The 7,666-nt window shown below is 67.5% G+C and carries 9 protein-coding genes (1 of these 9 running past the window's edge); 6 read left to right on the plus strand and 3 right to left on the minus strand.

The genetic code is table 11. The features are described 5' to 3' along the window. Positions 1 to 7: 7 nt before the first annotated feature. On the plus strand, positions 8 to 2,275 hold the full coding sequence (gene ptsP / locus B1A74_RS11360; RefSeq protein ID WP_018946601.1) for a phosphoenolpyruvate--protein phosphotransferase: 2,268 nt from the start codon (positions 8 to 10) through the stop codon (positions 2,273 to 2,275). Between the two features lie 45 nt (positions 2,276 to 2,320). Here ptsP and B1A74_RS11365 read toward each other — a convergent pair whose 3' ends face one another. Both B1A74_RS11365 and B1A74_RS11370 read right to left on the minus strand, forming a co-directional pair. Continuing rightward, positions 2,321 to 2,845, minus strand: coding sequence for a CopD family protein (locus B1A74_RS11365; protein WP_077244712.1), 525 nt, complete (start codon positions 2,843 to 2,845; stop codon positions 2,321 to 2,323). A 63-nt stretch (positions 2,846 to 2,908) separates the two neighbouring features. Then, positions 2,909 to 3,427, minus strand: a complete 519-nt coding sequence (locus B1A74_RS11370; protein ID WP_077244713.1) for a peroxiredoxin family protein — start codon at positions 3,425 to 3,427, stop codon at positions 2,909 to 2,911. 99 nt (positions 3,428 to 3,526) lie between these two features. On the opposite strand from B1A74_RS11370, the gene argC reads away from it, so the two are divergent. The 4 genes from argC (at position 3,527) to erpA (ending at position 6,195) form a co-directional block, all read left to right on the plus strand. Then, the gene (gene argC, locus B1A74_RS11375) at positions 3,527 to 4,579 is read left to right on the plus strand and encodes an N-acetyl-gamma-glutamyl-phosphate reductase (protein ID WP_018946598.1); all 1,053 of its coding nucleotides are present in this window, start codon (positions 3,527 to 3,529) and stop codon (positions 4,577 to 4,579) included. Between the two features lie 72 nt (positions 4,580 to 4,651). Beyond that, entirely contained in the window at positions 4,652 to 5,326 is a 675-nt protein-coding gene (locus B1A74_RS11380; RefSeq protein ID WP_244263433.1) for a DUF6776 family protein, read from the plus strand. Continuing rightward, positions 5,323 to 5,757 carry a bactofilin family protein gene (locus B1A74_RS11385; RefSeq protein WP_018946596.1) on the plus strand — a complete coding sequence of 145 codons (435 nt, stop codon included), beginning with the start codon at positions 5,323 to 5,325 and terminating at the stop codon, positions 5,755 to 5,757. Before B1A74_RS11380 ends, B1A74_RS11385 begins: the two co-directional genes overlap by 4 nt. Before the next feature lie 54 nt (positions 5,758 to 5,811). Continuing rightward, positions 5,812 to 6,195 carry an iron-sulfur cluster insertion protein ErpA gene (gene erpA / locus B1A74_RS11390; RefSeq protein ID WP_018946595.1) on the plus strand — a complete coding sequence of 128 codons (384 nt, stop codon included), beginning with the start codon at positions 5,812 to 5,814 and terminating at the stop codon, positions 6,193 to 6,195. Positions 6,196 to 6,261: 66 nt separating this feature from the next. On the opposite strand, the gene B1A74_RS11395 is transcribed toward erpA, so the two are convergent. Beyond that, positions 6,262 to 7,374: an anhydro-N-acetylmuramic acid kinase gene (locus B1A74_RS11395; RefSeq protein ID WP_077244735.1), complete on the minus strand. Its 1,113-nt coding sequence runs from the start codon at positions 7,372 to 7,374 to the stop codon at positions 6,262 to 6,264. Between the two features lie 104 nt (positions 7,375 to 7,478). On the opposite strand from B1A74_RS11395, the gene tyrS reads away from it, so the two are divergent. Then, positions 7,479 to 7,666: the 5' portion of a tyrosine--tRNA ligase gene (tyrS, locus tag B1A74_RS11400; RefSeq protein WP_024329671.1), read on the plus strand. The gene runs 1,012 nt beyond the window's last position; 188 of the gene's 1,200 nt are visible here — the first part of the coding sequence; it begins with the start codon at positions 7,479 to 7,481; its stop codon lies beyond the right edge, outside the window.

Consider the following 7,666-nt stretch of genomic DNA (forward strand, 5'->3'; position numbering starts at 1 on the left):
GCCTTCCATGCTCGAGGTCCTGCGCCGGGTGGTGCAGGAGGTCAACGGTGCGGCCGACTTCTTCGAGGCGCTGCACATCATCGTGACCCGGGTGAAGGCGGCGCTGGATATCGATGTCTGCTCGATCTACCTGAAGTCGCCGAGCTCCGGGCGCCTGGTGCTGATGGCCTCGGAAGGTCTGCATGCCGAAGCGGTGGGGCAGGTGGAGATGGACCCGTCGGAAGGGCTGGTCGGGCTGGTCGCGTCACGCGCGGAGCCGGTCAACCTCGACAGTGCCCAGGACCACCCCCGTTTCCGCTATTTCCCGGAGACCGGCGAAGAGCGCTTCCTTGCCTTCCTCGGCGTGCCGATTATCCACCAGCGCAGCCTGCTGGGGGTGCTGGTGGTGCAGCAGCGCGAGGCGCGGCGGTTCGACGACGAACACGTTTCTTTCCTGATCACCCTGGCCGCGCAGCTGGCCGGGGCGATCGCCTATGCCGAATTCAACGACGAGATCTCCAGTGAGACCCCGCTGATAGGTCACCAGAACGTGGAGGCGACCGGTATTGCCGGTTCCCCCGGGGTGGCCATCGGGCGTGCAGTGGTGGCCTATCGCCTGGCGGATCTCGACTCCATACCCGATCGCGAGGGCGCGGGTCCGGATACGGAGCTCGCGCATTTCCGCCAGGCGGTCAGCGATACCCGCGAGGAAATCGAGGATCTCAAGCAGCGCATGGGCGAGGCCCTGGGACCGGACGAGCAGGTGCTGTTCGACGCCTATCTGATGCTGCTGGGGTCGGATTCGCTGGTGCACAAGACCGAGGGGCGGATCTCGGCGGGGCAGTGGGCCCCGGCGGCGCTGCGTGACACCGTGCGCGAGAGCGTGCGGGTGTTCGAGGACATGGAGGACCCGTACCTGCGCGAACGCGCGGCGGACGTGCGTGACCTCGGTCGCCGCGTCCTGTCGCATCTGCTGCCGGCGGATCGGAGCCAGGACGAATTTCCCGAGGGCGGGATCCTGGTGGGTGACGACCTGACCGCGTCGCATCTGGCCGAGGTGCCGATCGAGCGCCTGGGCGCGATCGTGTCCGCGCAGGGCACGGGCTCCTCGCATATCGCGATCCTCGCACGGGCCCTGAACGTGCCGGCGGTGATGGGGGTCTCGGATCTGCCGGTAGGCCGCCTGGAGGAGCGCGAGATCCTGGTGGACGGGTATCGCGGCCGTCTGTTCGTGAACCCCAACGCCGAGCTGCGTGCGGAGTTCGAACGTCTGGTGCGCGAGGAACGCGAACTGGCCGAAGACCTGCGTGCGCTGGCGAAGGATCCGGCCGCCACGCGTGACGGGCATCCGGTGCCGGTGCTGGCCAACTCCGGGCTTCTGGCGGACATCAAGCCCTCGCTGGAATCGGGTGCCGAGGGCGTCGGGCTGTACCGCACCGAAGTCCCGTTCATGATCCGCGACCGTTTCCCCGGGGAGGAGGAGCAGGTACGGCTGTACGAACAGATCCTCGCGTCGTTCGACCCGATGCCGGTGACCCTGCGTACCCTGGACATTGGTGGGGACAAGGCGCTGCCCTATTTTCCGGTGCAGGAGGACAACCCCTTCCTCGGCTGGCGCGGCATCCGCATCTCGCTGGACCATCCGGAGATCTTCCTGACCCAGTTGCGGGCCATGCTGCGGGCGAGCCGCGAGCACGACAACCTGCAGATCCTGTTCCCGATGATCTCCGCGCTGGACGAGCTCAAGGGGGCCATGACCCTGCTCAACCGGGCGCGCGAAGAGCTGCTGGACGAGGGCTATCGCATCCCGATGCCGAAGATCGGGGTGATGGTCGAGGTGCCGGCGGCGGTTTATCTGGCCGAAACGCTCGCGCGGCGGGTGGACTTCCTGTCGGTGGGCACCAATGACCTGGTGCAGTACCTGCTGGCGGTGGATCGCAACAACGCCCGGGTCGCCAATCTGTACGACACCCTGCATCCGGCCTGTATCCACGCGCTGGAAAGTATTACCGAGGGGGCCCACCGCGCGGGCAAGCCGGTTTCGGTGTGCGGCGAGATGGCGGCGGACCCGGCCGCGGTGATCCTGCTGCTGGGCATGGGGATCGACAGCCTGAGTGTCAGCGTGTCGGCCATCCCCCGTATCAAGTGGGTGATCCGCTCGTTCTCCACCGATCGGGCCGAGGCCCTGCTGGCCCAGTGCCGGCTGCTGGAAAATCCGGAACAGACCCGTTCACTGCTCAACAACGCCCTGGTGCAGGCCGGCCTGGGCGGGCTGGTGCGCGCCGGCAAGACCTGAGGGCGGGCGCCCCGGTCTTTCCCCGCGGGCCCGGTGGGTGGGCTGTCAGCCGGAGGCCCGGCGGCGGGCCCTGTTCCAGGCTACCGCGGCCGACACGGCGAACAGCAGCACGATGACACCGATGCCGATCAGGGCATCGGTGATCGAGCGGTTGACCGCCAGGATCACGATTCCGACCAGCGCCGGAACCGGCAGTTCGTTGAACCAGCGATACCAGTAATGCCCGCGGGTGTTGCGGTCCGCGGCGAAATCTGCCACCAGCTTGCCGCACCACAGGTGGTAGGCGATCAGCGCCGCGATCAGCGTCAGCTTGAAGTGCATCCATGGCTGCTCCAGGTGCACCGGCACCAGCGCCAGCATAATGCCGCCGAAGATCACCGTGATGACCCCGCCCGGGGTCATGATCCCGTAGAACAGCTTGCGCTCCATGACCTTGAAGCGCTCGTTGCCGGGCGCGTCCTCGGTCATTGCGTGGTACACGAAAAGCCGCGGCAGATAGAACAGCCCCGCGAACCAGGTGACCATGAAGATCAGATGAAGGCTGAGGAACCAGGAGTAGGCGTCGTGCATGATGGCGTCCTTGTTGCGCCCGCAGCGGCGTTACGGGCCGGGTGTCCGGTGCTGGGTACCGGCTCAGGAGAGCCAGCGCTCCAGATGATCGCGGATCTGGTCGAAATCGGGTTCCCCAAGCTTCTGATAGACGATGCGGCCGCGGGGCGATACCAGGAACGTGGTCGGTGTCAGGCGAACCCCGCCCCAGGTGCTCGCCAGATCGCCATTCTCGTCGTGAATGACGGTGTAGGCGATCTCGCGATCCTCGCTCATCGAGCGTACCCGGCTTTCGCGGTCGTGCGCCATGGCGATGGCCACGATATCGAACCCGCGGTCGCGGAAATCGGCGTGCAGTTCATTGAGGGTGGGGATCTCGCGGATGCATTCCGGGCAGTCGGTGGCCCAGAAAGAGATCAGGACCGGGCGGCCGTCATAGTCGTCGAGTGACACCGCCTCGCCTTCCAGGTTGGTGGCGGCGAAGCCGGGGGCTTCGCGCACGCCATCGCCGGTGGTGATCCACGCCGCGCCGACCGCGATCAGCACAAGGATGATAAAGACGCCGCCGATCGCGGCCTTGCGGTCCAGTTTGAGCTTGCTCATGTTTCCGGTTCCCGTGACTCGTCAAGGAGGCGTTGTTACTGACCTCGAAAATGCGTACCGCGTTCCGCCGCGGGCCGCGAGCCGGTATCATGCCGCAGCATGACTTCCGTAACCAACAACAAGCCCACCCGTCTCGGGGTGGTCGGGGCCACCGGCTACGCCGGCGTCGAACTGTTGCGCATCCTCGCCGGGCATCCGGCGGTGGAGCTGCACGCGGTGACCTCGCGCGGCGAGGACGGCACCCCGGTCGCCGATCTGTTCCCCAGTCTGCGCGGGGTGCTGGATGCGGTCTTCCGGGCCCCGGAGCCGGAGCTGCTGGCGGAGTGCGATGTGGTGTTCTTCGCCACGCCGCACGGGGTGGCCCATGCGATGGCCGGCGATCTGCTCGCGCGCGGCGTACGCGTGATCGACCTGTCGGCGGATTTCCGCATCCGTGATCCCGAGTTGTGGAGCCGTTGGTACGGCCAGCCGCACGGGGCGCCGGAATACCTGGGCGAGGCGGTGTACGGCCTGCCCGAACTTCACCGCGGACCCATCTCCGAGGCGCGTCTGATCGCCGTGCCGGGCTGCTACCCCACCGCGGTGACGCTGGCCCTTCTGCCCTTGCTCGAGAACAACCTGGTGGATGTGTCCGACATCATCGCGGATGCCAAGAGCGGGGTCAGCGGAGCGGGCCGGCAGGCGCGTATCGGCGGGCTGTTCGCCGAGGTGCAGGAGAATTTCCGCGCCTACGCCAGCGGCGGACACCGGCACTGGCCGGAGATCCACCAGACGCTGGCGGAGGTGGCCGGCGCGGACGTGGGGCTGATCTTCCAGCCGCACCTGGTGCCGATGACGCGCGGGATCCTGGCCACCCTCTATCTGCGTCCGCTGGATGACGGCGACTGGGAGGCGCTGTTCCGGGAACGCTACGCCGGCGAGCCTTTCGTTGATGTCATGCCGTCGGGGTCGCATCCGGAAACCGCGTCGGTGCGGGGGACCAACCAGTGTCGTCTGGCCCTGGCCACGCCGCCGCACAGTGGCCGCCGCATGGTGATTTCGGCCATCGACAACCTGGTCAAGGGTGCGGCAGGGCAGGCCGTGCAGAACATGAATCTGATGCTGGGACGCCCGGAAACGGAGGGGCTGGAACTGGTTCCGGCCTTCCCCTGATCCATGCGATGGCGACGGCGTCCGCGGGTTCCCGCCCCGCGACGGTTGCGGGGGCACCCCCTGCGCCGCGCGGTGGCGCCCGTTCTCGTGCTGATGATGGTGGGTGCGGCGGGCGTATGGTGGTGGTTGAACGCCGGAGTTCCGCAGTCGACGGAGGTGACCCGTGAGCGGGACGCGCGTCTGGTCGAGCTGCAAACGGCCTTGCAGGAACTTGCGCAGGAGCGTGACGCGGCCGTGCGCGAGCGGCTGCGCAGCGCGCGGCACCGTGAGGTGGCCGAGGCGGAACTCGCGGCCTGCCGGCGGGATGCCGAAGCCCGCGAAGCCGAACTGCTGGTGCTGCGCGAAGAGCTGGCGTTCTACCAGCGGCTGGCGGACGATGCCGGAGGCGATCGCATCGGCCTGCGCAATATCGCGGTGCATGAGACCGGCATCGAGGGTGAATACGAACTGATTTTCCAGGTGCACCGCGCCGGTCTGCGCGGAGAGGTCCCGCTGATCTGGGACCTGGAGCTGGAAGGCGAGCGCGACGGGGAGCGGGTGAGTCAGGGGGCGGACGACCTGGGGCCGGACCTGCAGTCCGGACGCAGCTTTGATCTGCGATTCCTGCGCACGGTCCGGGTGCGCCTGGTGCTGCCGGAGGGTTTCGGCCCGCAACGGCTGTCCATTAGAGTGGAGTCCGAAGAGGACGGGCCGGACCGGATCGAAGAAACAAGAGGATGGGCTGCGGCCCGGAGGGCGAGTGAATGATGGGACGCAAGCGCAGGCAACGGGCCCGTCGGGTCGACACACTGATCGGCGAGAATACCGCGATCCACGGCGACCTGGAATTCAGCGGCGGGCTGCATCTTGAAGGCCGGATCGTCGGAGACGTGCGGGCTTCGACCGACGGCTCCGCGGTGCTGGTGGTCGACGAGAAGGGCCAGATCGAAGGGCAGGTCGCGGTGCCGCATCTGGTACTGAACGGCAGCGTGCGCGGCGATGTCCATGCCGGAGAGCACGTTGAGCTGGGCGAGAAGGCGCGGCTGGAGGGAAATCTTTATTACAGCGTGCTGCAGATGGCGGAGGGCGCCTCGGTGGATGGACAGCTGCGGCGTCGGGATGCGGATGCCGCACTGGAAGGCGAGACGCCATTGACCGCCCTGGCCGACGACACGCTTACCGCGCGTAACGATTCTTGACTCCGGCGGTCAGACTTCATAGCTTGGCAATCAAATGATCACAGGAGACACCGCATGTCCGACACGATGACGTCCAACGCGCAGGCCGAGACGGATGACATGGACATCCCCAGCCCGCTGGTGTTTACCGATGCCGCCGCAAGCAAGGTGAAGGGGCTGATCGAGGAGGAGAACAACGACAATCTCAAGCTCCGCGTCTTCGTCAGCGGTGGCGGCTGCTCCGGTTTCCAGTACGGCTTCACCTTCGACGAGACCATCGGTGACGGCGACACCGTGGTCGAGAACGGCGGGGTGACCCTGCTGATCGATCCGATGAGCTTCCAGTACCTGGCCGGCGCCGAGATTGACTACACCGAAGGCCTCGAAGGCGCCCAGTTCGTGATCCGCAACCCCAACGCGACCACCACCTGCGGCTGCGGTTCCAGCTTCTCGGTCTGATCCGGCGGCCAGATCGGCGCACTACAGGCCCGGCCCGGCAACGGACCGGGCCTTTTTCATGCTCTTTTACCCCCCGGGGATCACGCACCCGAGGATGCGGGGTCCGCGGGCCCCGGTGACCGCCGGCAGGTTTCCGCTCTGATGATGCAGGGTCCGGAACGCCAGCCATGCAAAAGCGGCGCCTTCGACCTGTTCGGCCGGAATGCCGCTGGCATCGGTGAGTTCGATCCGGGTCTGCGGCAGGGCGATCGCCAGCCGTTCCAGCAGAAAGCCGTTACGCGCGCCCCCTCCGCAGATCAGTACGTCTTCCGGTGCGTTGCCCGGTCGCACGAGTTCCCGGGCGATCGCGTGTGCCGTCAGCTCGGCCAGGGTTGCCTGCACGTCCGCCGGGTTCGCGGCGACCAGCGTTGGCCCGCCCCGGGCGGCGAGCCAGGCGGGAGAAAAATGTTCGGGCCCGGTGCTCTTGGGCGGCGGGCGCTGGAAGTAGGGGTCCGCCAGCAGGGTCTGCAGCAGTTCCGGGTGCACCTGCCCGGTGCGCGCCCATGCCCCGTCCGCGTCATATTCGCAGCCCCGGTGGTGCCGCACCCAGTGATCCAGCAGGGTGTTGCCGGGGCCGCAGTCGTGGCCGCTGACCTCGCCGTCAGGCGGCAGCCGGGTCACGTTGCTGATACCGCCGATGTTCACCACCGCCCGGTCATGACCCGGCTGCGCGAAGCGGGCCGCGTGGAACCCGCAGGCCAGCGGTGCACCTTCTCCGCCGGCGGCGATGTCCCGCTGACGGAACATCGCCACCGTATCCACGCCGGTTCGCTCGGCAATCCGGAACGGGTCACCGATCTGCCATGAAAACGCCGGTTCCGCATCGGGGGCGTGATGGAGCGTCTGGCCATGGCTGCCGATCCCGCGGACATCGCCCGGGCTCAGCCCCTCCGCCCGGAGCAGCTCCGTGGCCGCGCGCGCGAACTGCTCGCCGACCCGCGCATCCAGGGTGCCCGCGGTCACCGCGCTCAGCTCCGACTGCTCCACTGCCGCGGCCAGATCCATCGCGAGACTGGCCGGATACGCGCGGTGGTGATGTGCGATCACCCGCGCGTCGCGGCCATCCCCGATGGCAGTGAGGACCGCGTCGATCCCGTCGCGGCTGGTGCCCGACATCAATCCGATGTAGTACGCCAATATCGTGTCTCCTGGGTCCTTCGCGCCGATGCGGCCGCCGGGGTATCCTTGCGGCTTTTCCGTGCCCGCGCTCGGGCGGGGCAACAATCGTGACACGAGAGGCATCGATGGATATCGAACAACAGCTCGCCGTCTTCCGCCGCGGCGCCGACGAGATTCTCCGCGAAGACGAGCTGCGCGAAAAGCTGCGCCTCGGCCGTCCCCTGCGGATCAAGGCCGGGTTCGATCCCACCGCGCCGGATCTGCATCTCGGCCACACGGTCCTGATCAACAAACTGCGTCAGCTTCAGGACCT

Origin of the sequence: Thioalkalivibrio halophilus (assembly GCF_001995255.1) — a bacterium.
Classification (GTDB): Bacteria; Pseudomonadota; Gammaproteobacteria; order Ectothiorhodospirales; family Ectothiorhodospiraceae; genus Thioalkalivibrio; species Thioalkalivibrio halophilus.